Origin of the sequence: Streptomyces asiaticus, assembly GCF_018138715.1 — a bacterium.
GTDB lineage: Bacteria > Actinomycetota > Actinomycetes > Streptomycetales > Streptomycetaceae > Streptomyces > Streptomyces asiaticus.
The window spans coordinates 18,566-42,705 of sequence record NZ_JAGSHX010000004.1 but is presented as its reverse complement, the minus strand read 5'-3'; the positions used below and the strand labels follow the sequence as shown (position 1 = coordinate 42,705).

Below are 24,140 nucleotides of genomic sequence, written 5' to 3'. Positions count from 1 at the left end.
GACCCAGACGATGGCCGACGCCATCGACCTGCGCGCGCTCGGCCGCCCCGCCCCGGTGCAGCCGACGCCGCCCGCGCGGCCGGAGCGCTCGCTGTCCGTGGGCGTCGGGCCCGAACAGGCCGTCACGATCGCCGGCCGCCCGGCCACCGTGCCCTTGACCTCGCGCGTGACCGTCCAAGGTCCCGGCACGGTCCGCGGCAGCTTTACCGTCACCTTCGACGGCGTACGTCAACAGCGTGCGTTCGCCGTGCGAAGCCAGGGGCGCTTCGCACAGCTCGATCTCACACAGGACACGCAGGTGCCCGCTACGACGGCGGCCGGGACGCACCATGTCACTGTCACGGCCGACTGTTCCTGGAGATCCAGGCTCGCGGCTACCGCGGCAGCCGCCAGGTCGTCCGCAAATACCTCGCCGCCCTCCGTGCGGGCACCGCCGGACCGGTCCGGGCCGACATTCCGAGCCCCCGCAAGACCACCTCGTGGATCAGGCGGCCCCGCGAGACGCTCACCGAAAGCCAGGACGAGCGACTTCTTCAAGTCCGCCTCGCCTGCCCGGACATCACCAGGGCCTGCGATCTCGCTCGGGCGTTCGCCTACATGGTCCGCCACCAGCGCGGATACCTGCTGCTGGCGTGGATCCGGCGGGCCGAGCAGGACGCACCGAAGCCCATGAAGAGCTTCGCCGGATTCCTCCGCCAGGACCTCGACGCCGTCACCGCTGGCCTGACCCTGCCCTGGAGTTCCGGGGTCGTTGCAGGACACGTAAACCGGGTGAAAACACTCAAGCGGGCCATGTACGGCCGGGCCTCCTTCGCGCTCCTTCGGGCCGGAGTCCTCACTCAGCCATGACCCCACCCGACCGCGAACGAGCCGACCGCACGAAGCAGCATCAGCTGTGAGAGGCCTGCGTGCCATGTCTTTTCGGCGGCGCATCCTGCATGCGCATGCGAGTCGCCTGGTGGAACAGGCCGCGGACTCCGGTTGCCAATGCCCATACCAAGAGGGGAAATGCCGCTACCCGCTCCATGCCGCCCATCCCGAGTCCGAGATAGCGGTGGGAGAGGAAGAGCCCGAAGGCTATGAGCGCCGTTACCCCTAGCAGGCTGGTCGCCCAGCGCAGCGGACCCGGCACATCGTCCGCCAGGCCGACGCCCGCCAGCACAAGACCCATGTTGCCCATGGCCATGATGAGCAGCGCACCCAGGACATGCTGGTTCTCGTGGACGTCCGCAGGCGCTAGCCCGGCGATCACGAATCCCATGCCGGCACAGGCCAGCAGCCACCGGGCCACGAGCGGGCTCGCGCCTCTGCGCCACACAGCGCCAGTGAAGAAGACACCGACGGCGAGGAGCGTCCCCAAAGTGATGAACGAGGCGTTCATCAGGCCGTGTTCGGGCGAGCAGATATAGCGGGGTTCGGGTTCCGACTGCATGGCGCAGCGAGCGTTACCTAGGTCGCTGATGTTGTTCCGCGCCCAACTGTATGGTCTGGCCCAAGCTGATTCGGCGATCACGTGGACCACAAAAAACTGCGCCACACCTGCAACCCACGCGGCGTATCCGATCCGAGACTTCATATCCACCTTCTCTCGCACGGTTCACGTGCGAACAGGGGATCATGCACGGCTGGCCTCAGGCACTCCTACAAGCCCCCGGGCGCGAGGTAGGGAAGACCCCACATCCAGCCACGCCTCAGGGCTTCACGAAACCGCGGACAGAGCCGTTTTCAAGGGTTCTCATCACAGAAGCATGGAGTTCGTGGAGCCGGGCGAGCTGGATGCGGACCCGGCCGCGGCGGCGGCCGCGCCGCGCTCGCCTTCGCCGCGCTCCAGGCGGTGCAGCGGGCGGCACCGGAGTACCGGCGGTGCGCTCTGGCGATGCTGGGCCGGTTCGAGGAAGCCGAAGCCGAGGCGCGATCGTGTGGTTTTGTCCCTCTACGCCAGCACGAGCGGTGCCCTGGTTTTTCGATGTGGGCGTGAACCATCTCTCCCGCGGCTTGGTGGCCGCTGCGCTGACCGTGCCCCTGCTGCCCGCTGCGGCCCCGGCTGCCGCACCGGCGGATGCCAGGTCGGCAGAGGTCGACTGCCCCGATGGCTACGTGTGCATCTACCCCGAGATCAACTGTCGCAGGGGCCACTGGCGTTTCTACCGGGCGGTGATCTGGGCGGTCTTCCAGGCGCGGTAGTGCTGGGCGGGGTTGTCGGTGAAGGAGGCGTGGCGGGGGCGCCAGCCGAGCAGGCGGTGGGCCTTGGCGCTGGAGACGAGTTCATCCTGGTCGGCGGCCATTTGCATCATGCCACCCTGCTCGGCACTGGCCAGGGCGATCTCACCGGTGAATCCGGCGGCGCGCACGGCGGTGTACTGCATGTCCAGGGCGGTCAGGCGTTGGTCGTCGGCGATGACGAAGACCTCGCCGTCGAGGGCTTCGGGCTGCTCGAGGATGCGGACGTAGGCGTCGGCGAGGTCGTCGACGTGGACCCAGCTCCAGCGCTTGGCGGTGTCGCCGTAGAAGATGGGGTTTCCCGCTTCGGCGGCGGCGAACCACTGGCCGGTCATGGAGGTGGTGGCCGGTCCCCCGTACATGAAGCCGGGGCGTACCACGGTGTGCGCGAGGCCGGAGGCGGCCAGTTCCTTCTCCAGGTTGAAACGGAAGCCGATGGGGCTGTCGGGGTTGCCGGGGGTGTTCTCGTCCATGAGGGGCAGGCCGGTGCGGCCGTAGCAGGAGATGCCGGTGGTGAACACCAGGTGGCGGCGGCGCCCGTCGCGCTCCTGGGCGGCGAGCAGTTCGGCGAACAGGCGCTGGTCGCCGCCGACGGGGTCGCTCATGTCCATGAGGAGGTGGACGACCGCATCGGCGCCCTCCAGGTGGCCGCGCCAGGTCTCCGGCTGGGAGAAGTCGCCTTCGACGGGCGTGACCTCGTTGACGGCCAGGTCACGGGCGGCGGGCGTGGTGGTGTCGCGGGTCAGGCCCAGGACGGTGTGTCCGGCGCGGGCCAGGGCGGTCGAGACACGGCGGCCGGCGTAGCCGGTGGCGCCTATGACGAGGATCTGCATGGTGCGTGCTCCGTGTGCGGTGTCGTGCCGCGGGTCAGGCGGCGGGGGTGGTGGTGAAGAACCGGGCGAGACGGTCGGCTGTCCAGGCCGGGTTGTCGGCGGCGAAGGTGTGCGCGGCCCCGGGGACGATGTCGGCGCGGACGTCGGCCGCGGCCTGGCGCGCGCCGTCGAGCAGCACGTTCTGGGGCAGGCCGTGCTCGCCGTTGAGGATGAGGACCGGCATTGTCAGCGGGCCACCGACGCGGGCCGCCCGCCCGTCTGGCACGAGGGTGGCGTAGTGCTCGAAGCCGCCGCGCATCGCGTCGGGACGGGTGTAGGTGCGCAGCAGGTCGGCGCGGTCGGCGGCGGTGATGCCGCCGCGGGTCATCATCGACCAGAAGCCCGTGAGGTAGGGCTCTTCCTTGCCGGCGGTGAGCATGGCGGCCAGGTCGCTCTGGGCATGGAAGCCGAAGTGCCACGACCCCCCGGTGGCGGGGTTCATGTGGTCCTCCAGTCCGTACCCGGGCAGGTACGCCTCGCTGAGGACCAGGCGCTCCACCTCGTGCGGGTATGCCTGCGCCCAGGCGTGGACGGTCATCGTGCCGACGTCGGTGCCGACGACGAAGGCCCGCTCATGCCCCAGGTGCCGCAGCAGTAGGTGCAGGTCCTCGGCTTCCTCCCGCTTGGTCCAGTGCCCGGCCGGGATGCCCGAGTCGCCAGAACCGCGCAGGTCCGGCGCGATCACCGTGAATCCCTTCTGTACGAGCAGGGGAATCAGCAGGCGCCACTCGATCCAGCTGAAGGGCCAGCCGTGCACGAGGACCACGGCAGGCCCCTGACCGCCGATGACGTAGTGCAGCCGGACCCCGTTGACCTCGGTCTCGGCGTGCGCGAAGCCCTCGGTCAGGGGGGTGGGGGAGTTCATCCGAACCTCCTTATTGCTTGCTTCAGCAACAATCACATTACTTGCTTGCCTCGTCAAATAGAGTGGGGGCATGCCCGCCGACAACGAACCCGCCTCGCTGACCCCGGACGAACTGCTGCTGTGGCAGAGCCTGGGGCGTCTGGTCCACTCCCTGCCCCGCGTGCTGGAGGAGGACATGGCCCGCACCAGCGTGACCATGACCGAGTTCGCCGTCCTCCAGCTGCTCAGCGAAGCGCCCGGACGATGCCTGCGGATGTCCGCGCTCGCCACGGCCGCCGGCCTCACCCCCTCCCGCATCACCCGCGTCGTCGACGCCCTCTCCGGCCACGGCCTGGTCCGTAAGCAGCGCCACGGCCAGGACGCGCGCGGAAGTGAGGCCGTCCTCACCGATGCCGGACTCCACGCCATGCAGGCCGCCCAGCCCGCCCACCTCGCCAGCGCCCGACGCCGCGTACTCGACCGCATCCCGGCCGACCTGGTACCCGACCTCGCCAAAGCCCTGGCCGCCCTCGCCGACATCCAGAGCCCCACCCCACGCACCTGATCACCAAATACCCTGCGCGCTCCAACCGGTCTGACGCCATTGCCCATGGCCCCGGCATGGTGTCCAGGTTCCGGCAGAGGGCGGTGCGGCTCAACGTCGCCCGACGCGAGGGGACTTGTCAGCTTCGGGAGAACAGGGCCCGAACGACTGCCGCTCACGGCGGCGTCTCCAGATCTCGTCCTGCTGAGCCGACGAAAACCCGTGGTCACGCGCCTGTTCCTCCACGACCACGTGATCATCCGTGAGTGGTGCGTTGATCATTTGAGGGTGCCATCGTTGAACGACAGGCGGCGCGAGCTGGCCGGCAAGCCAGGCCGGCGGGGGCGATCAGCTGGTGGCGAGGCGGGCGAGGGGGGTGGGCGGTTCGGGGAGCGATGTGGTTTGGGTGCGCCAGAGGCGGGTGGTGGTTTCGGTGGTCTGGTGTGCCTGTCCGAGGTAGTTCTCCGGCTGGGCGTGAAGGCCGGGCAGGAGTGTGTCGAGGTGGTGTTCGGCCAGGACGTCGCGCAGTGTCTGCGTGAGATGTGCGCCGGTGGTACGGGTACGGGTTGCTGCTTCGTGGACAAGGTCGTGGGCGCGTTCCCGGCCGACGGGTCCGGCCAGCGTGATCATGTGTGATTCCGCCATGACGAGGCCGCCGTCGCTGTCGAGGTTGGCGCGCATGCGGCGGGCGTCGACCCGGAGCCCGCGCAGGAGGGCGATTGTCTCCGTGAGGGCCGCTCCGGCGGTTACGGCGAGTTCGGGCAGGACGCGCCATTCGGTGTGCCATTCTCCGGCGGCGCGCTCATGGCCTGCTTCCTGGGCGCGGAGCAGCGCGGAGGTGAGAGCGCCGGCGGTGCCGCTCAGTCCGATGATGCTTTCCGAGGTGATCGGGTTGACTTTCTGCGGCATGGTCGAGGATGCGCCCCGGTGATCGCTGTAGGGCTCGAAGACTTCGGCGATCTCGGTCCGGGAGAGGTCGACGATGTTGCGGGCCAGGCGCGCGCATGTCGCGGTGAGCAAGGAGCACAGCCAGCCGAACTCGGCGACTCCGTCGCGGGCCACGTGCCAGGGGGTCGCGGTGTCGTGCAGGCCGAGCAGGCGGGCCATACCGCTTCTGACGGCTGCCGCGTGCGGGCCGAATGCGGCTGAAGTGCCGCCGGCTCCGGACAGGGAGATCATGCCGATGCGCGGCGCCGCCTGGGCCAGGCGCTGCCGGTGGCGGGTGAACTGCGCCAGGAGGGTGGCCAAGGTGGCGCCGAACGTGGTGGGTACGGCCTGCTGGCCGTGGGTGCGGGCCGCCATCACGGTGGAGGCGTGCTCGGTGACACGGTCCGCGAGGACATCGCCGAGTTCGGCGATCCGGCGTTCGAGAGCGGCCAGGGAGCGGACCATCTGCAGGGCGAGACCGGTGTCCATGATGTCCTGCGTGGTGGCGCCGTAGTGCACCCGGCCGTCGGGCCCCGGCGGGAGCCGGCGGCTGATCTGCCGGACCAGGCCCAGGATGGGGTAGCCGACGGTGCGGGCAGTGCGCCACAGCTCTTCGCGGTCGATGTGGTGCAGCTGTGCCGCGTCGCGGATGGCGGCGGCCTCCGCGTGGGTGAGCACTCCGGCATCGGCCTGGGCCTGGGCGAGAGCGCGTTCGGCGGCGAGCCAGCTGTTGAGGGCCGCATCCTCGCAAAAGAGGGCATGCTGTTCGGGGTCCGTCGCGAGCCGGCTGGTCAGGGAGAAGGGTTCCGGCAGCGGGGCATGGGTGTTCATGACCGGTCCTGGGGGGCGGGGGTGTCGGGGTCGGCGGGAGTGTCGATGGCGATGTACTTCTGCTCCAGGTATTCCTCGATGCCGGAGTTGCCGCCCTCGCGGCCGGCCCCTGAATGCTTGATGCCGCCGAAGGGTGCCCCAGGGTCGGAGACGTAGCCGCGATTGAGGCCGACCATGCCGCTCTCGATCCGTTCGCTCATCCGCAGTGCTCGGCCGAGATCGCGGGTGTAGAGGTAGGCGACCAGGCCGAACTCGGTGGCGTTGGCCAGCGCGAGGGCCTCGTCGTCGCTGGAGAAGGTCCGGATGGCGGCGACGGGGCCGAAGATCTCCTCGCGGCTGATGCGTGCGCCGGCGGGGACGTCGGTGAGCACGGTGGGCGGATAGAAGTAGCCGGGCAGGTCGGGGGTGCTGCCGCCGGTGTGCAGCCGCGCGCCGCCGGCGATGGTCTCCTCCACCAGCTGGGCGACACGGTCGCGCTGGGTGCGGTCGATCAGCGGGCCGAGGTCGGTACCGGTTTCCGTTCCGCTGCCGAGAGTCAGGCCGCTCATCCGGTCCACGAGACGCTCGGTGAATTCCTGCGCGACGTCGGCATGGATGAGGAAGCGGTTCGCCGCGATGCACGCTTCGCCGATGTTGCGCAGCTTCGCGGTCATGGCGCCGTCCACCGCCGCTTCCAGGTCGGCGTCGGCGCACACGATGAACGGGGCATTGCCGCCCAGCTCCATCGAGGTGCGCAGTACGTTGGCGGATGCCTGGGCCAGCAGCAGCCGGCCGACCGCGGTGGAGCCGGTGAAGGAGACCTTGCGCAGCCGCGGATCCTTCATCAGCGTCTCGGACACCGCAGCAGCGCCGGTGGTGGGAATGAGGTTCAAAACGCCGGCGGGCAGGCCGGCCTCGGCCAGGACAGTGGCCAGTGCGATGCTGGTGAGCGGGGTCTGCGGGGCGGGCTTGAGAACCATCGTGCAGCCGGCGGCCACGGCGGGGGCGATCTTACGGGCCGGCATCGCCAGCGGCGCGTTCCAGGGCGTGATCAGCAGGCACGGTCCGACGGGCTGGCGCATGACCAGAACCCGCGCCGTTGCGTCCTCGCTGACCTTCCAGGTCCCGTCGATGCGGACGGCTTCCTCGGCGAACCAGCGCAAGTATCCGGCCGCGTAATCGACTTCCGCACGGGCCTCGGCGAGGGACTTGCCCATCTCCAGAGTGATGAGCCCTGCGAAGCCCTCACGGCGCTCCAGCAGCAGGTCGTGGGTGCGGCGCAGGATGCGGCTGCGCTGTCCCGGCGATGTTGCGGCCCACTGCGACTGTGCCCCGGCGGCTGCGCCGAGGGCGTCGAGTGCGTCCGCGGTGCCGGCATCGGCGACCCGGGCTACCGGTTCGCCCGTCGCGGGGTTCTCCACGGGGAACGTGGCGCCGCCTGTCGCAGGCCGCCACCCTCCGCCGATCAGCAGCCCTTGCGGGAGAGCATCAACGCCGTGGAGGCGGGGCGTGCGGTCCGTCATGGTGGTGTCTCACCCGTCGTCGAAGGAGGAAAGCAGGAGGGGCGGCCCGGGCCGCCGCTGCCTGGAGGAATGCGCAGCGGTGGCCCGGGGCGAGGGGTCAGCCCGCTGCCAGCGCGGTGTTGATCGCGTCGGCCATCGGGGTGCTGGAAGCCGGGTTCTGGCCGGTGAAGAGGTTGGCGTCCTGGATGGTGAACGCCTGGTAGGGGTCACCCTGCTCGTGCCGGGCGCCCATCTCGCGCAGACGGCTCGCCAGCAGCCACGGAGCGTTGTCAGCGGTGCCGAACAGGCGCTCCTCCTCGTCGGTGAATGCGGCCATCCGCCGGCCGGAGAAGATCCACTTGCCCTGCTCGTCGACCGCGGACAGCAACGCGGCCGGACCGTGGCAGACCGCACCGACGATCTTTCCGGCGCGGTCGGCCTCGACCAGCAGCCGGCCCAGGTTCGGGTCCTGGAAGAGGTCGACCACGGGGCCGTGCCCGCCCGGCAGCACCACGGCGTCGTAATCGGCGGCCGAGACCTCCTCCAGCTTCAGCAGCGGCCCGAAGTCGCTGAGCGCCTTCTGCGCGTGGGCCACGTGCCGGGCACAGTCCTCACCGGCGATCGCCGGGTCGGCGCTGTGCTTGTCCAGCGGCTGCAGCACACCGCCGGGGGAGGCGAAGTCGACGGTGTGGCCGGCGCTGACGAACGCCTCGTGCGGCGCAGCCAGCTCCTCCGCCCAGTACCCCGTGGGGTACTGCGAGCCATCGGTGCGCTCCCACACGGCGGCTGCGGACATGACGATCAGAATGCGGCTCATGACTTCTTCCTCAGCTTCTCGCAATCAGCCGGTCACCTGCGGGACCGGGACTGTCGGATCGGCTGATCCGGCAGCGCATCCACTGTCACCCGCCCCGGCCGCCTGAAGGCGGCCATCATCGGCCCTGACCTGCCTCGGTCCGCCCTGCCTAGGACTGACAGTCCCTGTTGAGGCGGCCGTGGCCGCAGCGAATCGGCCACAATGGACCCATGGCCACCTCGAACCGCGAACTCGCCGATTTCCTGCGCCGGGCCCGTGCCCAGTGCGACCCGGCGCGCGCAGGACTGCCGCCGGACACCCGCGTGCGCCGCGTACCCGGCCTGCGACGCGAAGAGGTGGCACGACTGGCCGGCGTCTCCGCCGACTACTACGCCCGCCTCGAACAGGGACGCCACATCACCCCCTCACCCGCAGTGGTCGAAGCACTGGCCCAGGCGCTGGAACTCGACGCCGCCGGACGTGCCCACCTCAACGACCTCATCGGCACCACCACCGCGGCCCCCCGACGCCGGCGCCCGCCGACCGTCCAGCGCTTGCGCCCCGGCCTCCACCAGCTGCTGGACTCCATGGAGGGCACCCCCGCCCTGGTCCTGGGACGCCGAGCGGACGTCCTGGGCGCCAACCGGATAGCCAAGGCGCTGTTCACCGACTTCGACGCCCTGCCCCCGGCTCAACGCAACTACACACGGTGGCTCCTCCTCTCCCCGGAAGCCCGCACCCTCTTCATCGACTGGGAGCTCCAAGCCCGCGCAGCCGTGGAGAACCTCCGCCTCGACGTCGGCCGTACCCCCGACGACCAGACCACCCAGGACCTCATCACCGAGCTGAAGGAAAACAGCACAGAGTTCGACCGCTGGTGGCAGCAGCACCGCGTCCACCAGCGCACCCACGGATCCAAACGACTGCTCCACCCGCTCGTCGGCGAGGTCACCGTGCAGTACGAAACCTTCACCCTCCCCGGAGACACCGAAGCAGCCGTCTTCCTCTACAGCACCGAAGCTGGCTCCCCGTCCCGCCACGCACTCGACCTCCTCACCTCCTGGACGCTCACTCCCACCGTCCCTCGCAGCGAGTCCTGAACTCCGCGAGCCTCGACCACCTAGCGTTACGACCCTGACATCTGAACGGACGCTGTGGCCTGCGCTCGCCCGACGGCCGCGAAGCGGCTGACCAAGGCGAGGACCCGTTCGGCGATCCTCACCGTCCGTCCGCATCCCGGATCGAACTGGTCACCTATCCCGAAGCCCTCGTCCTCACCCGCCTGTTCACCTCCCCGCACTGGCGAGGCCACAGCCGCCTGCCCGCCGAAGTGGCACGACGTCTCACGATCGCTCCCGATCAGCTGCCCTTGTCGACGAGCCCGTAATACCCAAGCGGTTGGCTGACGGGCTTTCGGGCGAAGCGTCCCTCTTGCGGGCGGCGGAAAATCGTTCGACGGGCCGGGCCGGATTCGTCATGATCAGCACTCGTGACGACTCCTCAGCGGCTCCTGGTCCGGGCCGCTGCCCGCAACAACGCCGAGTGGAGCGCGGCGATGAGCCGATCACACGGCTTGGCGGGCGAGTTCGGGGCACATGCCTGGGCCGCTCCGTCTCGCACGCCGCTGTATTACCCCGACGCGGTGACGCTGGCGCCGGGCGCCGACCGAGCCGCGCTGGTGTCCCGGATCGACACCGTCGCACCCGGCGCCTCCGTCAAGGACAGCTTCGCCGACCTCGACCTGACGGAGGAAGGGACAGGCCGAATGATTCCCCTCTTCGTATACAGGACTGTCCCTGGTCGTCATCCGCGTACGTGACAGGGCAGGACCCCAGCGTTCGGCGGCCGACGGGGCCGCTTCGGAAGACACGGGGTCGGTCCGATGAGTACAGCGGTGGCCACGCCAGTACGGCTGAGCGTCCGGCGCAGTGACGAATCCATGGCGGAGGACCTGGAGTGGCAGTCGGTGCCGCTTGGATCATCACACGGCCCTGATCACAAGAGCTGGAAGACTGTGTCGCGAGATGAGACACCCACTCCTCTGACCCGCTCTGAACGGGTGATCCACGAAGGCCAGGCTTGATCCTTTGAGCTCTTCACACCGCAGATGAATGCGGTTGCGGCGAGACCGGGCAGCCCGGTGAGCTACCTCCATGGACGGTGCCACAGAGCAGGCGCAACGGGCGAGGTCAGGAAGAGACCGCAAGGCCCCGACGCAACCGCCTCCATGGCACAGGTCGGCTGTGCTTGTGGCCCTGATGCTGGCCGCCTTCACCTTCAACACTGCGGAGAACCTGCCGATCGGCCTCCTGGACCTCATTTCCGACAGCCTGCGGGTGTCCGTGTCAGCGGTCGGTCTCTTGGTCACCGGTTACGGGGTGACAGTGGCCGTCGCGTCTTTGCCGCTCGCCCACGTCATGCGGGCTATTCCCCGACGCCATGTGCTCACTGGACTGCTGGCCGCGCTGGTCGTATCCAGTCTGGTTGCGGCGCTGGCGACCTCGTACTGGCTGCTCCTCATGACACGGCTGCTGACCGCGCTCGCACAGGCGCTGTTCTGGGCCGTGATGGGACCGGTCGCGGTGGGCCTGTTCGCACCCGAGGTCCGTGGGCGTGTGGTCGGAGCGCTTTCCGTTGCCGGTTCACTCGCCCTCGTGCTCGGCGTTCCCGCCGGGACCTGGCTGGGTCGGCAGGACGGCTGGCCCATGCCCGTCGCCATGCTGGCGGCTCTGGGGCTCGTCTCTCTGGCGACGATCACCGCCCTGCTGCCGACTTCGCGTCCGGAAGAGGAGCCCGCCGCCTACGGCATCAGTCCCGACGCCCGCCGGCTCGGGATCGTGCTGGCGGCCGGGACCCTGTCCGCCACCGGGGCGTTCGCGGGATATACCTACATCGTGAAGTTCCTGGGGGACGTGAGTGGGTTCTCCCCGAGCGCGGTCAGCGCCTTGTTCGTGGCTTTCGGTGTGGCGTGTCTGGCCGGGGTGAGCATCACGGGGATCTTGCTGGACCGCTTTCCGCAGGCCGCGCTGACGACCGCCGTGGCCACGCAGGCGGTGGGCATGCTTGGTCTGTACGCGGTCGGCAGCGATCCGCTGGCGGCGGTGGTGTTCCTGGTGCTGATGGGCGGTGCACTCGGGCCGGTGTTCATGACCACCCAGAACGCGATGCTGCATTACGCACCGGGCCGCACGGATATCGCACTCGCGGCCAACTCCGGTCTTTACAACGCCGGTATCGCGGCGGGTGCCGCGCTCGGCGGGCTGATCCTGCCGTTGGCCGACGTGCGGGGCGCCTTCCTCCTTGGCGGACTGCTGACCGCTGCGGCCTGCGTTGTGCTACTCGGCGACTGGCTGCTGCGTCCGGCCCCGGAGTCCGCCGAGTAGAGCCGCCGTCAGCAGGCGGTTCCGTGTGAAGTCTCACGATCCGTGGGTGAGTGCGTGTTTCCGAACTGGGCTCCTTGGCCGTGCGCAGGCGCGCATGCAGCTCAAGGCCGAGCATGTCCGCGTGCTGCGAGAGCCGCGCCGGGCAGCGTACTCCGCCTTCGCGGAGTGCCTGCAACAGATACGCACCCTCCACGATGCGCTCGGAAGTCAACTCGCAGCCGCGGCGGCGGGGGCGGAAGACCTGCAGCGGGAGGAAAGCCTTCAGGAAGCTCTTCGTGTATACCAGCAGGCTGGTGACCTCTTCCACGGAGAGTTGCAACGCTTGCAATCTTCAGTGACCGTGGAGGGCCCTCCAGACGTGACCAAGGCGGCCCTTCGCGCTGGCTCCACGCTGCTCTATGAGCGGGGCACGTTACACAGGTGGATCCGGTTTCTCGAAGACGGCACTGCTGCGGAAGAGCACCAGCGTGAATCAGACGATGCGAACCTCGCTGCACAGTTGGAAATCGTGAGCTTTCTTAATGAAGCATCAAGCGCGCTGGCATACGACGGCATCACTCCCGCCTCCTGATTGCGTGATTCCTCGGACGGTAGTCGCATAGGAGGTGTCGGCCGGCCGCCGACCGCGGCGAGTGCGAGAACTGCGGGCAACGTGATCCACCTCCGGCACGCTCGCCGCGGCGGATCGCGGCGCAGGTGGACCGGGAGCTGCCCGGCCTCGAGGCCGGGCAGCGCCGCCAGGTCCTCGAGGGCCGGCTCCGTCAGCAGGTGGCCCTCGAGGGGGAGGACTTCGTGTGGCGGCGCGAGCAGGCCGGAGCCGAGCAGGCCCGCCAGGACGCTGCCCGTGCGGCCGCTCAGTGCGTGTTTCTAAGCCCCGGTCCTGAGTAGCCTTGAGACCTACGCTGGCGGGGTGTCCGAGGGCACCCGGCGGGCCGGGGAGAGGAACTGTCGGGCTTGTGGTGAACGGCTGAGGCCGGGGGCCCGGCCTGACGCGGTGTTCTGCTCGTCGGCGTGTCGTGCCAGGCAGTGGCGTACGGAACGGCGGTTGCGCATACGGCTGGCGGCTGTACGGGACGGCCAGGGCGAGGTCGAGTGCCCGGAGTGCGGGACTCGGTGGGTGGCTGGTGTCGACCGGCGGTCGACGGCCGTGTACTGCTCGCCGCGGTGCAAGGTGAGGGGCTGGCGGCGGGGAAAGGAACCGTTCAGCGAACGGTCACAGTAACCGCATCGCGAACGGCTGAAGCGGTCAGTTTCTGCACAACTTCGGTCATCCAAGGCAGTTTGTTGTGAGCACGTCATTTACGGTCTGACGCTCGATGTGGATGCGGGCCTTGTCCCGTCACGGTCCGAAGTACCGTGCCCTGGACCGTACTTGGGTGGTGGAACCCCATGTCCGAGGAGATCGAGAAGGTCGGAGCCGTCAGCCAGTCCCGCTACGAACAGATCGTGGCCGAGCTGCGGCAAGTCGTCGAGCAGCAGACGCAGGGGCAGTTCACGATCGGCGACCGCGCGCTAGAGATCGAACCGATGCGACCACGCGGCGGGGTGGTCGCGGCGGACCCGCAGTGGACCGTCGCCGAGTCGCTGCGGCGGCTGGCCGAGGACATCGGCCTGAAGGCGAACACGGTCAAGACGGCCAGGTGGGTGGCCTCGCGGTGGCCGAAGGAGCATCGGCAGACCGGGGTGTCCTACACCGTTCACCGGATCCTGGCGGACATCGAGGATCCGGACGAGCGGTTCGCCGCGATCAAGACCCCGCCGGAGGGCAAGGCCCGGTAGGCTCCGGATGCCGCCAACCGGCGGGTCGGCCGCCAGGTCGATAACCCCGAGACGCCGCAGGAGAAGATCACGGCGATCCACTCGCTGGCCCGGGACGAGGAGGTCGCCGCGTCGGTAACCACCGACTTCCTGAAGCGTCCGCAGGTCGCGGCCAAAGTGCCCATGGAGGACAAGGTCCGGGTGGTGGAGGAGTTCACCCGCGACGAGTTGGTGGCGACCACCGCGGCCACCGGCCTGCTGCGGCGGCCGGACGTCGCGTTCAAGGCGATGAGTGCCTGTTGACCGGACTAACAGAAGACACGCCGACGATGGAGAGGAGTCGATCTCTTCTGGGCGATAGACCTCGTGCAGCTCGAAGTGAGGAGGCTGCATGGGGGCCAGGACTGGCGAGATTGAGCGGGACATCACCGCTATCCGCTTGCCGAAGTGGGGGCGGGTGATTCCCGCCGAGGGTGTAGTGCCATGGCTGGTGGTAGGCCCGGACGAGGAACCGGTGGAGCCAATCCGGCGGTACCTCCGGGACTTCACGGCAAGGAACCGTCCTGGCTCGGTACGCAGCTACGCGTACGGGCTGCTGAGATGGTGGCGGTGGCTGCAGGCGGTCGGAGTCGAGTGGGACCGAGCGACCACTGCGGAGGCCCGGGACCTGGTGCTGTGGCTCCGCCAGGCGGACAAGCCGCGGAACTCCCCTCGGCGAGCGTCGGCCCACACGGCGGGCAAGGTCAACCCGATCACTCGCAAGAGGAACCTGGGCGACGGCTACGAACCCCGAACTGTCCGGCACAACAACGCCGTCGTCCGCAGCTTCTACGAGTTCTGGCTCGAGATCGGCGAAGGCCCCCTGGTCAACCCCGTGCCGCTCGACCGCAAAGGGCGTCGCCCGCACGCACACCACAACCCGCTCGAACCGTTCAGGGCCGAAGGCCGGATCCGCTACAACCTCAAGGTGCCCCGATCCAGGCCTCGCGAGATTCCGGACGAGTGCTGGAAGGAACTGTTCGGGTCCCTCCGCTCCAACCGCGACCGCGCGATCCTGGCGCTCGATCTCAGCTGCGCCGCCCGCGCGAGTGAGGTCCTCGGACTGCGCGGTGTCGACCTGGACTGGGGCGACCAGCTCGTGCGGGTCCGGCGCAAGGGCAGCGACGCCGAGCAGTGGCTGCCCGCCAGTCCCGAGGCCTTCATCTGGCTGCGGCTCTACCTGGCCGACCTCGGCCTGTTGGAGCCGAACGACCCGATCTGGTGGACGCTTCGACGGCGCGATCACGGCGACGGGCTGCGGCACCAGCCAATGAACTACGACGCCCTGAGGGCTGTGCTCCGGCGCGTGAACGCGCTGCTCGGGACGAACTACACCATGCACGACCTGCGGCACACCGCAGCCCTGCGCATGAGTCGCGATGAAAGTCTCTCGCTCCGGGACGTACAGACCATCCTCGGCCATGCCCACCTCAGCACCACCGCCGACATCTACCTCATCGAGGACGAAGCCCGGGTGATTCGCCGCGTCGCCGAGCATCTGGCCGCACGCGAGCTCCGTGCCCAGCAACCTCCGCCGCCGGTCGCCGTCGGCTACCACGCCACTGATTTGGACGTGCTGTTCGGAGGTCTTCCGCGATGACCGTGACCACCAGCAGACCAGCCGATTCTGTCCCCTCTGACCGAGACACCGTCGATCATCAGGCGATGCTTGCTGCCGACCGCGGCCCGTTCGACGCGCTCTCGGTCGAGGGCGTTCTGGAGCTGCTGCCGTCACTCTCGACGTTTCCGCCGACGACGAGCAAGCGAAGTAGAAGCAAGCGAGCCGAGCGGTCGCGCGGGACCGCCCGGATCCTGGTCTGGCTGCTGTCCTTCCCCGGGGACGGCTGGCAGGAGCGGTGGATCGTCTCCGGCGCCGACAGCAGCCTGGACTGGATCGACGTCGTCACGGCCGGATACGGGTGCGTCGAAGCATCCCGACGGTCCGTGACCACAGACGGACTGGGCTGCTTGCTCCTGGCCAGGGCGGTGCGTCCGAGCTACGAATTCCTGCAGTGCTACCGGACCTCGGGGCTCTACCGCCATGCCAAGCAGGAGTTCGGCGCTGACCTGTTCAGCAGGCTGCGGCAGGCCGGCATGGCCCGGGGAACGATCCCCAGTCACCTGAGCACGGCCGAGAACAGTCTGGTGAAGGTCGCTTTCCGGACCGGCCGCGACCTCGCGGATCTCACCTCAGACGACCTGATTGCTTACCACGACTGGAACAAGGAGGCACTCGGCAAGGCACCCATGGGGCTTCACGCCGCCTGGGACCTACTCCGGGACATCGGGGTCCTGGACGAGAAACTGTCCTTGCGCCGGACCCTGGCGCGCGGGCAGCTGCCGACAACGCAACTCGTCGACCGGTATGGCATCCAACGCGGCCCTGTCCGGGATGTGTTCGTACGCTACCTTGACGAGCGCCGCCCCAGTCTCGACTACAGCTCGGTGTCCGGCCTGGCCAGCCAGCTGGTGGGCGCCTTCTGGGCCGACATCGAAAAGCACCATCCCGGCATCTCCAGCCTCCACCTGGCGCCGGAGATCGCCGAGGCATGGAAACAGCGGGTGAAGGTCATCAACCGTCCAGGCAAGGCCCCCGTCCCCCGCGAACAATGGGCGAGCGTGCTGACCACCGTCCGGGCGTTCTACCTCGACATCGCCGAGTGGGCCCTGGAAGATCCGAGCTGGGCAGCCTGGGCAGTCCCCAGCCCGGTCCGCCGCTCCGACACCGGCGGCTTCACCAAGGTCAAGAAGAAGGCCCGGGCCAAGATGCACCAGCGGGTCCGTGAACGGCTGCCCCGCCTTCCTGAACTCGTCGACACCACCGAACAACACCACGCCCACCAGAAGCGCCTGCTGGCAGCAGCCGAAACCACTCCGATCGGCGCAACCTTCGACCTGGACGGCCGCGACTATCGGCGCATCGACAGGAAGGACGACCAGCTCAGAAAGCGATTCCACTACCGGCCCACCATCGTGCTCGCGCAGGACATCGCCACTGAAGAACAGCTCGACCTCACCCGCAGCGAGGACGAGGCGTTCTGGGCCTGGGCTGTCATCGAGACGCTCCGTCACACCGGAGTCCGTCTCGAAGAGCTGCTGGAACTGACCCACTTGGCGCTGGTGTCCTACGAGCTCCCTGACACCAGCGAGATCGTGCCGCTGCTGCAGATCGTCCCGTCCAAGAGCAACGAGGAACGGCTCCTCCTGGTCAGCCCCGAGCTGGCCAGCGTCCTTGCCACGGTCATCAGCCGACTCCGCGGCGACAACAACGGCGTCGTGCCCTTCGTCGCGCGCTATGACCCCCACGAACTGGTCACAGGGCCGGCACTTCCACACCTGTTCCAGCGCCGCGTCGGCTGGAGACGCGACGTCATCACCACCAACATGGTCTATCAGTTGCTCAACGACACCCTGACCCGAGCATCACTGACCGACCAGGCCGGCCAGCCGTTGCGCTATACGCCTCACGACTTTCGGAGGATCTTCGCGACCGAAGCCGTCGCCGGCGGGCTCCCCGTCCACATTGCTGCCCGCTTGCTCGGTCATGCCTCAGTGGTTACCACCGAGGCATACGTGGCCGTGTTCCAAGAGGACCTGATCCGCTCTTACCGGGCCTTTCTTGACAAGCGTCGCTCCGTCCGTCCCGTCGAGGAGTACCGCGAACCCACCGATGACGAATGGCGCGAGTTCCAGGAGCACTTCCACACTCGCAAGCTCGAATTGGGCGATTGTGCCCGCCCCTACGGCACTCCCTGCCAGCATGAGCACTCCTGCTTCTCTGAACTAGCGTTGGCGGATGCGGATCACGTCTCGTCGGGGCCTATTGCGGTGTTTAGCGTGTGCAAAGCGTCATCGTATTGGTGACGGTCGAACTGGAACGGACCGAATGCCACATAGTCGCGGGCCTTGCGGTGCGGTTGCTCAAAGGCGTCCCAGGTCACGAAGTCGGCCGTCGCGGTGATGCGGGCCATGAGGGGCCAGCATCCCCACTCGCCGCATTCACAACCGAGAACGGGTGTCTTCGGCCCCATCGCGTTGGTGGACCGTCCGAGAAAGTGATCCTGCATCGGGCCGAACCGGAAGAACCCCGGGATCAGACCGCCGTAGGCGTCGCCTGCGGGCTGCATCCCGGCCGCGATCTCGAACCCATCGATCAGCTCGGTGAGTGGTGCTCCGTCGATGCAGGGGACGATCACGAGCGGGCCGCCGTCGCCACGCTGCCGGCAGTCGAACCGGATGTCATTGCTGGTCATCCAGTGATTGTGCCAGCGAAGCCGTTACCTCCACCTGGGTAAATTGAGCTGGGGCTATGCATGGCATGCCGAGGTCGATCGCCGTACCGCCGGAAGCTCGTCGGTCCATCTGAGCAAGCTTGTCTTCGGCGCCAGCCAGGCTGACCCGGAGCCCTTCGACCTCCCCGAGCCAGCCCTCGCGCTCGGCCTCGGCGATGCGGGCGACGAGGTTGTCGCGGATCTCCTCCAACCGGCCGCGCTGGGCCGGGTCCGGCCGGAGAAGCAAGCAACGAACGCAAGCGTGTTCATGAACACAAGGGGTTGAAAAGGCGCGACCGCAGGTGCCGATGGAGACCTTGCGCTTCTCGAAGTGTGCGAGGAAAGCGCCCCATTCCTCCTCGGTCGGCGTCCGATACTCTTCGCTGGGTCGGCTGGCCCGGCGACGGGCGATGAAGGCGCGGTGGGCCTCGATGGTCTCGGCCGGGTAGATCGCCTTGTAGCCCATCGTCGTATCAAGACTCCGATGCCCGCAGAGCACTTGGGCGATGTGCGGTGGCAGACCGTTCATGATGGCGTCGGTCACGAAGATCCTGCGGAAGTCGTGCGGGGAGAAGACGAGCGGTTCTCCGCCGGCATCGGTCAGGCCCGTGGCGGCCAGCGCGTTGATCAGAAGCTTGCGGAGCGCGGTCGGAGTGAAAGCGCGGTGCTCGGTGCCGATATCGCGCTGGAACAGCAGCGGCATCGGTAGGTTCCAGACCCGTTCGTGGACATCGTAGGAGGTCACCAGCGGGATCGCACGGCTGCTTCCTCGCAGGCGGCGGACGATGATGGAAAGGACGTCCGCCAGTTCGGGGCTGACCAGCAGGAGCCGTTCGCTGTCGGTCTTGGACGGGGCGACCTGCAGCAGGGGCACGACTTCGCCGGTGCTCGGGAGCCGGTATTCGGTGACGCTGTGGTGGGTCAGCTCCAGGAGCTCCTCGTTGCGGATGCCGGTCAGACGTAGGACCTCGATCGCGGCGAAGGCCCAGAAGGCTTCGCTCTCCTCGTAGGTGAGGTTCCGCCGCCGCCCGGTCGAGGTCTCCTCGGCCCAGGTCAGGTGCCCAGCGGCCTTGGGCGCGACGGCTTTGCGCAAGGAGCCTGCGGTGTCGGGGATCAGATCGCCGGGTCGGGTGTGCTCGGCGGCAGCCAGTAGTCCGGCCGCGGCGCGTCGCCTGCGGTCGACGGTGGCGGTCAGCACCGGCAGGACGGGAAGCCGTTCGCGGGTGCGCTGATCCATCCTGGCCTTGCGGTGTTTGCGGTCCTTGGCCTTGCTGATCTCCTCATCGCTGATCGGGCAGGGCACCACCCACGGCGCCCAGCGGGCGGGCTCTTCCGCAGCCCAATGGGCGATGTCCAGATAGAAGGCGCGGACGCGGATGAGCTCGTCCTTGGCGTTCAGCCTGGGGCTGGCGACCTCGACGGCGGTGCCGTCCGGACCTATCGTGGTGCGTTTCTTGGTGGCGATGTCTGTCTTCCAGGCCCGGGCCAGTGCCGGTGGCAGCCGCAGGGAGTCGATGCCCGGTGAGAGCGCTTCGATCCGAGTCCAGAACAGCCCGGCCAGCGTCCGCGACACCGCGTCCAGGCTGGTGTAGTCTAACGACGGCTGCCGTTCGCGCAGGTAGTCCACGATCAGGTCGCGGACCGGGCGGCACTGGATCGGATAGCGATCCACGAGCTCTTCGATGCTCAACCGGCCCGCGGCAAGCCCGAACGCCCGGACCGTGGCCGGAGCGTCCTCAGGGAAGACTCCCAAGGCCCGCAGTCGAAGGTAGAAGTCGACTTTGCGCTGACCCCCGCGGACATGAACCCGGCGCAAGGTGTCGACCAGTTCCACGCAGTCGCCGACGGTGATGTTCGCGATCGCCCCTCCCTTGCAGGCCAGAATCATGGCGATCCGGGTTGCCGCGATGGTGGCCTCGCCCCGGGCGCTGGCTGGCCCAGATTCGGCCAGCTCTGCCAGCCCTGCGAACCCCTCGGGGTCGCGGACCTCGGCCATGACCTGAGCCAGGTGCCTGTGTGTGCGGGTGAGCATCCAGGCCAGGTCGGGACGGATGACATCGCCGCAGACCAGCATCAGCAGCCCGGAGGTCAGGTCAACACGCTCATACGACGGCGACAGCCCACCCTGGCGCAAGAAGCGCAGCGGGAGATCCGTCCAGTCCGCGCCAGGGATCTCCTCGGCGCGGCCGGCCTTCCACCGCTGCTGCCAGGTATCCCCAGGGAGGCTGGACAGCCAGCGTAAAAGTTTGGCGACCCCGCGCCGCCGCCCGGCCCGGGTGGCGTTCGCGGCAGCCAAGAAGGGTGGTGCCGTCAGCCGACGCAGCACCTCATCCGCTGACTGCTCTGTCTCCGGCCACCACGCCTCAGCAGAGCGGGGCGGGAACCGTTCCCGCAGTACGTTGTTCCGCGCCCGGGCCTGTTCGACTGTTGCATTCGCGCTCTGCAGCTGGCGGCGCGCCGAGTGCTTCGTGGTGCTGGTCATGAAGACCGCCCGAACAGCACGTTCAAGGCTTCCGGGTTGTAGCCGGGTGCCGGAGGCGGTGGCACCGGCTCGGCGAGCCGGTCTGCCCGCCGGGCGTGGTGAGCCAGCACCTCGGCCACGACCTCGTCCTGGCGCGGCGCAAGGTAGATCTCGGTCGTGGTCAGATGCGCGTGCCCGAGGACCCACTGCACGTCGGTCAGCGTCAGGGCCGGGTCGCGGACCATCCGGGCGGCGGCGCTGTGCCGAAGGTCGTGAAGGGTCCAGTCCGCGCCGAAGGTGGCGTTCACTCGCTCGAACATGCGGTGGGCCCCGTGGTAGGTCAGCGGCTGAAACGGACGCCGCAGCGTCCACCACACTGGCCGTGTCCGGCCCCGCAGCACCAGCCCGTGCAGATCCTGCTGGTAGAGCCGCAGCCACACGAACGCATCTGCCGAGGCCGGCACCTGCTGTCGGGCCCGGGAGCCCTTCCGCACAACGCTGATCAGCTGCTGCCCCGGGTCGACGTCGCACTGCCGGACGCCGATCAACTCTGAGGCCCGGACTCCGCTGGAGATCCAAAGTGCGATCATGGCCCGATCCCGATTCGACCGCAGCGCCGCGAACAGCGAGTTGAACCACTCGTCCGGGATCGAGCGCGGAATCCGGCGCGGAACCGTGGGCCGGTAGCGGCCGGTCCGCTCTGGCGCCCAGGCTTCCATCGGGTTGTGGTGCGCGTGCGCGCGGCCGGAGCGACGCGCCAGGTCCAGCGGGAACGGGTTGAGTAGCGGCCCTGATCCGGCATCACGGTGCAGGTCGTAGAACCTGCGCAGCACCGTCTCGCTATGGGCGACGGTCGACGGGGCATAGCCAGGACCCGGGGTCGACTTCCCGGTCACCGGATTCGGGGTGCCGACGGTGCGGGCCGGCCGCCGCTTGGCCGCGGTCGGTCGCGGCTTGACCGCCAGCTGGATCCAGCAGCTGAAATCCCGAGCGTCCATGCGTGTCGCTCGATCCCACGGGACCTCTACCGCGTGCAGGAACCGCCACCACCGCAGCAGGTCCATGCCGTAGGAGCGGACGGTCGCCGCCGCCTTCCCGGCTGCGAGCAGCTCCTGGAAGAACGCCGCGACCGGTGCCACGGCCACTCCGTCGGCGTCGACGAGCCGGTAAGGCTCGTACCGGTCGCCAGTCTCCACCAGCCGACCCCACCGAGGAACGGCCAATCTCGACAGATCCCGTCCGGGCACACGATCGTTCATCACGACCGCAGACCGTACTGGGCGACAACCTCCCCCCGTGCCCTGAACTGCACAATCAGCGTGGTTCGTTCAGTCAACGGGGCATCCGCTGCCCGGTCCTCCAGATCGACCCCCGCCAACGGGGCCGCCTCATCGAGATCATCCAGAACCTCCGCGAACGCATTCGCGAAGCCCGCGGCAACGGCTGGCTCGGAGAAGTCGAAGGGCTCCAGGTCAGCCTCGACGCCGCCACCGCCAAGCTCAATAGCCTCAGCCGGGCCCCGGCCGACGGCCGGCCTCAGCTGGTCGACCTCGGTTTGCCCGTCTTCACCGACTCCGCTTCACCACCCCAGACGGATTCGAACCTCAAGGCCGTTCGGGCTTTTGAGCAAGAAAGGTAGCGAAAGTCCTCTCAGCCCCTTCGTTGGGTTCCTCTATCAGACGTGCGGTGAGGACGAGCCCGGCCTGCTTCAAGAGTTCAGCAATCCGATCAGGCGGCAGCAAGTAGGACTCGTAAGACACCGGATGACCGCCGTATGCCTGTGTGGGACGTAGGTGCTGGTCGGCCATCGGCCCCTACGTGGCCGGCCAGCATCAAACAGCCGCCTGGCGCGAGAGTGCGTTGGAACTCGCCGAACACCACGGGCAGCAGCTGAGGGGCCGACCGCATCAAAGAGGCCAAGCTCAACGGCTGGTTCGGTGAAGCCGAAGGGTTCCAAGTCAGCCTCCAGGCTGCCAGCAAAAAGCTGACCGCAATGGACCAGGCCCATGCCCGCATCACGGCTCGCAGCACCGATCTGGGGCTGCCCACCAGAGCTGGTTTTCACCCGTCAGACACTGCTTTCCAAGTACAGGTCGATGGCGTCGGCGCGTTCTTTCAGCCAGTCGATCTCCAGGTGCAGCCAGGACCCGGGGCTGGTGACGCGTCCAGCGCGGTCATGCATGTCGCGCTCGGCCTCAACTCGGGCAACGATGCGCCCGCCGAAACCCCGACGGTCCCCGTCCTTGAACCCGTACACGTCGAGGAAGGTACGCAAGAGGGCCAGTTGGCGGTCGAGAGGGCGGGCGATGTCGGCACCGAGCAGCCACAGCCAGGCGGCATAGGCAAGGTCACGCGCGCGAGGGCCGGGTGCGGCCTCGTCGAAGTCGAAGGCGGAGGCAGGAAGGCCGTCGACGAAGGCGACGTTGAGCGGGGAGAAATCGTTGTGGCACACCGTCTCCTCGCCGTCCGCGATCGGCGTGTCAGCGGTCGCATCGTGCAGTCGGCGCAGCAGCTGCGCCGCGGCGGTGATCTGGGCGGGCGACCAGTCACGTGTCCGGAAGTCAGTCCGGTTTTCACCGTGCTGGAAGCTGAGGATCTCGCGGCCCTTGTCATCGGTTCCGAGCAGCCTCGGCGCGGCGTCGAAGCCGACGTTCTCCAGATGCTTGAGCAGCCGGTGCACGAACGGCGAGTGAGGCCCTACCGGCCGCCGCACCGTGTCCCCGACACGGACAACTCCCTCCGTGATCCGGCCCCCGGTCAACGGAATCTCCAGCGCCTGTTCCATGCGCGCCAGTATAGACACCCTGACGGTCCGTATCTCACGGTCGGCTGGCCGCCGTCGGCTCCTCCACGAACAGCGGCCTCGCCTGTTCAAGGCGACCACCCTGTGATCAGGTCCTTAGTCCGGAAAAGATCCGTCGCCGTTGCCGAGGAAATCGGAGCCTATCTGCGAGCCGCCGGTATCGGCTGCGAGGTGGAGCACCGCCATATCGACCGGCCGATCCTGCCCCACTGACCCGCATCGCGACGACTACGGCCCCCGGGAGCACTCCAATTGCCCCCGGGGGCCTGCCGCGTACCGTACCTGCCTCGTAGCCTCACCATCTGGCTATGCTCACGAGTTGCATCGCCGCGACCGGAACGGGCGGTGACAGGGGCCTTTGGCACCATGCTCATATGGACTTTGGCCTCGTTCCGCCCATGGTCATCATTGTTGGCACATGCTCGCGGTGGTCGGCCTATCTGACATCGGCAGAGAGTCGTTTCCGCAGGTCAACGACCTCGCGCATCTCGACCGTCGTGCCGACGGAGCATCGGTGTCAGTTGCCGCGACCAGATGTCATCTATCGCGACCAGTCACAACCCGCCAGGTACAACGCTCAGGACCCGCCAACTAAAGCGCTCACTCGCCAACTATGGCGCTCAGTCACAGCGGCAGGCCAGGGCAGACACGGTGCCTACCGGCCTCCTGCACTCGAACGCGTGAGCGAGCTACCGCCGGACCTGGGTCGGCTGCGGGCGCTAGAAGTTACGTGGAATCTGTCCCGGTGATCATGTTCTCCGGGTGCGACCACGGGCTTGGGAGATGGGTTGAGCAGCGCGACGACGCTACGTGCATTCGAACTAGAATCCGAATCGTGAATGCGGAGGAGTGGCGGTCGAAAGCTGGGCCGTGGGCGCGAGCCGTGCTCCCAGACGGCCAGGAACTGGAC

At 68.3% G+C, this 24,140-nt stretch carries 19 protein-coding genes and 2 pseudogenes; 11 read left to right on the top strand and 10 right to left on the bottom strand.

Annotated elements, in window-relative coordinates; genetic code table 11:
* Positions 1-348 precede the first annotated feature (348 nt).
* The gene (locus tag KHP12_RS53325; RefSeq protein ID WP_372455182.1) at positions 349-849 is read left to right on the top strand and encodes a transposase; all 501 of its coding nucleotides are present in this window, start codon (positions 349-351) and stop codon (positions 847-849) included.
* A 40-nt stretch (positions 850-889) separates the two neighbouring features.
* Here the strand turns inward: KHP12_RS53325 and KHP12_RS07540 are convergent, their stop codons facing one another.
* Entirely contained in the window at positions 890-1,576 is a 687-nt protein-coding gene (locus KHP12_RS07540) for a DUF998 domain-containing protein (RefSeq protein ID WP_086883462.1), read from the bottom strand.
* Positions 1,577-1,974: 398 nt separating this feature from the next.
* On the opposite strand from KHP12_RS07540, the gene KHP12_RS07535 reads away from it, so the two are divergent.
* Positions 1,975-2,184 carry a hypothetical protein gene (locus tag KHP12_RS07535; protein ID WP_211832044.1) on the top strand — a complete coding sequence of 70 codons (210 nt, stop codon included), beginning with the start codon at positions 1,975-1,977 and terminating at the stop codon, positions 2,182-2,184.
* On the opposite strand, the gene KHP12_RS07530 is transcribed toward KHP12_RS07535, so the two are convergent.
* Positions 2,145-3,053, bottom strand: coding sequence for an NAD-dependent epimerase/dehydratase family protein (locus KHP12_RS07530; protein WP_211832042.1), 909 nt, complete (start codon positions 3,051-3,053; stop codon positions 2,145-2,147). The genes KHP12_RS07535 and KHP12_RS07530 overlap by 40 nt on opposite strands.
* Positions 3,054-3,087: 34 nt before the next feature.
* Complete coding sequence (locus tag KHP12_RS07525) at positions 3,088-3,957, bottom strand: alpha/beta fold hydrolase (protein ID WP_167442609.1); 870 nt, start codon at positions 3,955-3,957, stop codon at positions 3,088-3,090.
* A 70-nt stretch (positions 3,958-4,027) separates the two neighbouring features.
* On the opposite strand from KHP12_RS07525, the gene KHP12_RS07520 reads away from it, so the two are divergent.
* Positions 4,028-4,501, top strand: coding sequence for a MarR family winged helix-turn-helix transcriptional regulator (locus tag KHP12_RS07520; RefSeq protein WP_086883469.1), 474 nt, complete (start codon positions 4,028-4,030; stop codon positions 4,499-4,501).
* A 327-nt stretch (positions 4,502-4,828) separates the two neighbouring features.
* On the opposite strand, the gene KHP12_RS07515 is transcribed toward KHP12_RS07520, so the two are convergent.
* The 3 genes from KHP12_RS07515 to KHP12_RS07505 form a co-directional block, all read right to left on the bottom strand.
* Positions 4,829-6,238, bottom strand: a complete 1,410-nt coding sequence (locus tag KHP12_RS07515) for a class-II fumarase/aspartase family protein (RefSeq protein WP_211832041.1) — start codon at positions 6,236-6,238, stop codon at positions 4,829-4,831.
* Positions 6,235-7,740 carry an NAD-dependent succinate-semialdehyde dehydrogenase gene (locus KHP12_RS07510; protein ID WP_211832039.1) on the bottom strand — a complete coding sequence of 502 codons (1,506 nt, stop codon included), beginning with the start codon at positions 7,738-7,740 and terminating at the stop codon, positions 6,235-6,237. The genes KHP12_RS07515 and KHP12_RS07510 overlap by 4 nt, the downstream gene beginning before the upstream one ends.
* A 97-nt stretch (positions 7,741-7,837) precedes the next feature.
* Complete coding sequence (locus KHP12_RS07505) at positions 7,838-8,536, bottom strand: type 1 glutamine amidotransferase domain-containing protein (protein WP_086880506.1); 699 nt, start codon at positions 8,534-8,536, stop codon at positions 7,838-7,840.
* 209 nt (positions 8,537-8,745) lie between these two features.
* On the opposite strand from KHP12_RS07505, the gene KHP12_RS07500 reads away from it, so the two are divergent.
* From KHP12_RS07500 to KHP12_RS50795, 8 genes and pseudogenes are all read left to right on the top strand, one after another.
* Positions 8,746-9,615 carry a helix-turn-helix transcriptional regulator gene (locus tag KHP12_RS07500; RefSeq protein WP_086880507.1) on the top strand — a complete coding sequence of 290 codons (870 nt, stop codon included), beginning with the start codon at positions 8,746-8,748 and terminating at the stop codon, positions 9,613-9,615.
* A 389-nt stretch (positions 9,616-10,004) separates the two neighbouring features.
* A pseudogene (locus tag KHP12_RS07495) lies at positions 10,005-10,271 on the top strand (hypothetical protein); the annotation flags it as partial.
* A gap of 502 nt (positions 10,272-10,773) precedes the next feature.
* Entirely contained in the window at positions 10,774-11,898 is a 1,125-nt protein-coding gene (locus tag KHP12_RS07490; RefSeq protein WP_211832135.1) for an MFS transporter, read from the top strand.
* Between the two features lie 94 nt (positions 11,899-11,992).
* Positions 11,993-12,469, top strand: coding sequence for a hypothetical protein (locus KHP12_RS07485; protein ID WP_211832037.1), 477 nt, complete (start codon positions 11,993-11,995; stop codon positions 12,467-12,469).
* A 125-nt stretch (positions 12,470-12,594) separates the two neighbouring features.
* Positions 12,595-12,786 (top strand): hypothetical protein, encoded by a 192-nt coding sequence (locus KHP12_RS07480; RefSeq protein WP_246648466.1) that lies wholly within the window; start codon positions 12,595-12,597, stop codon positions 12,784-12,786.
* 501 nt (positions 12,787-13,287) lie between these two features.
* Positions 13,288-13,950 (top strand): annotated as a pseudogene (locus tag KHP12_RS07475) (DUF6192 family protein); the annotation flags it as partial.
* A 97-nt stretch (positions 13,951-14,047) separates the two neighbouring features.
* Positions 14,048-15,295, top strand: coding sequence for a tyrosine-type recombinase/integrase (locus KHP12_RS07470; RefSeq protein ID WP_246648465.1), 1,248 nt, complete (start codon positions 14,048-14,050; stop codon positions 15,293-15,295).
* Complete coding sequence (locus tag KHP12_RS50795; protein ID WP_246643050.1) at positions 15,292-17,559, top strand: tyrosine-type recombinase/integrase; 2,268 nt, start codon at positions 15,292-15,294, stop codon at positions 17,557-17,559. Before KHP12_RS07470 ends, KHP12_RS50795 begins: the two co-directional genes overlap by 4 nt.
* On the opposite strand, the gene KHP12_RS07460 is transcribed toward KHP12_RS50795, so the two are convergent.
* The 4 genes from KHP12_RS07460 to KHP12_RS50785 form a co-directional block, all read right to left on the bottom strand.
* The gene (locus KHP12_RS07460; protein ID WP_086880513.1) at positions 17,499-17,948 is read right to left on the bottom strand and encodes a hypothetical protein; all 450 of its coding nucleotides are present in this window, start codon (positions 17,946-17,948) and stop codon (positions 17,499-17,501) included. The two genes, KHP12_RS50795 and KHP12_RS07460, sit on opposite strands and share 61 nt — an antisense overlap.
* A complete protein-coding gene (locus KHP12_RS07455) occupies positions 17,935-20,448 on the bottom strand; it encodes a tyrosine-type recombinase/integrase (RefSeq protein ID WP_211832034.1) in 2,514 nt (837 codons plus the stop codon). The genes KHP12_RS07460 and KHP12_RS07455 overlap by 14 nt, the downstream gene beginning before the upstream one ends.
* Complete coding sequence (locus KHP12_RS07450; protein ID WP_308016600.1) at positions 20,445-21,623, bottom strand: tyrosine-type recombinase/integrase; 1,179 nt, start codon at positions 21,621-21,623, stop codon at positions 20,445-20,447. The genes KHP12_RS07455 and KHP12_RS07450 overlap by 4 nt, the downstream gene beginning before the upstream one ends.
* An 872-nt stretch (positions 21,624-22,495) precedes the next feature.
* Positions 22,496-23,212, bottom strand: a complete 717-nt coding sequence (locus KHP12_RS50785; RefSeq protein WP_244202608.1) for a phosphotransferase — start codon at positions 23,210-23,212, stop codon at positions 22,496-22,498.
* Between the last annotated feature and the right edge of the window lie 928 nt (positions 23,213-24,140).

Coding starts and splice junctions, on each gene's coding strand:
- KHP12_RS07540 (WP_086883462.1), bottom strand. CDS start 1,576: ATGAAGTCTCGGATCGGATACGCCGCGTGGGTTGCAGGTGTGGCGCAG.
- KHP12_RS07530 (WP_211832042.1), bottom strand. CDS start 3,053: ATGCAGATCCTCGTCATAGGCGCCACCGGCTACGCCGGCCGCCGTGTC.
- KHP12_RS07525 (WP_167442609.1), bottom strand. CDS start 3,957: ATGAACTCCCCCACCCCCCTGACCGAGGGCTTCGCGCACGCCGAGACC.
- KHP12_RS07520 (WP_086883469.1), top strand. CDS start 4,028: ATGCCCGCCGACAACGAACCCGCCTCGCTGACCCCGGACGAACTGCTG.
- KHP12_RS07515 (WP_211832041.1), bottom strand. CDS start 6,238: ATGAACACCCATGCCCCGCTGCCGGAACCCTTCTCCCTGACCAGCCGG.
- KHP12_RS07510 (WP_211832039.1), bottom strand. CDS start 7,740: ATGACGGACCGCACGCCCCGCCTCCACGGCGTTGATGCTCTCCCGCAA.
- KHP12_RS07505 (WP_086880506.1), bottom strand. CDS start 8,536: ATGAGCCGCATTCTGATCGTCATGTCCGCAGCCGCCGTGTGGGAGCGC.
- KHP12_RS07500 (WP_086880507.1), top strand. CDS start 8,746: ATGGCCACCTCGAACCGCGAACTCGCCGATTTCCTGCGCCGGGCCCGT.
- KHP12_RS07490 (WP_211832135.1), top strand. CDS start 10,774: ATGCTGGCCGCCTTCACCTTCAACACTGCGGAGAACCTGCCGATCGGC.
- KHP12_RS07485 (WP_211832037.1), top strand. CDS start 11,993: ATGCAGCTCAAGGCCGAGCATGTCCGCGTGCTGCGAGAGCCGCGCCGG.
- KHP12_RS07470 (WP_246648465.1), top strand. CDS start 14,048: ATGGGGGCCAGGACTGGCGAGATTGAGCGGGACATCACCGCTATCCGC.
- KHP12_RS50795 (WP_246643050.1), top strand. CDS start 15,292: ATGACCGTGACCACCAGCAGACCAGCCGATTCTGTCCCCTCTGACCGA.
- KHP12_RS07460 (WP_086880513.1), bottom strand. CDS start 17,948: ATGACCAGCAATGACATCCGGTTCGACTGCCGGCAGCGTGGCGACGGC.
- KHP12_RS07455 (WP_211832034.1), bottom strand. CDS start 20,448: ATGACCAGCACCACGAAGCACTCGGCGCGCCGCCAGCTGCAGAGCGCG.
- KHP12_RS50785 (WP_244202608.1), bottom strand. CDS start 23,212: ATGGAACAGGCGCTGGAGATTCCGTTGACCGGGGGCCGGATCACGGAG.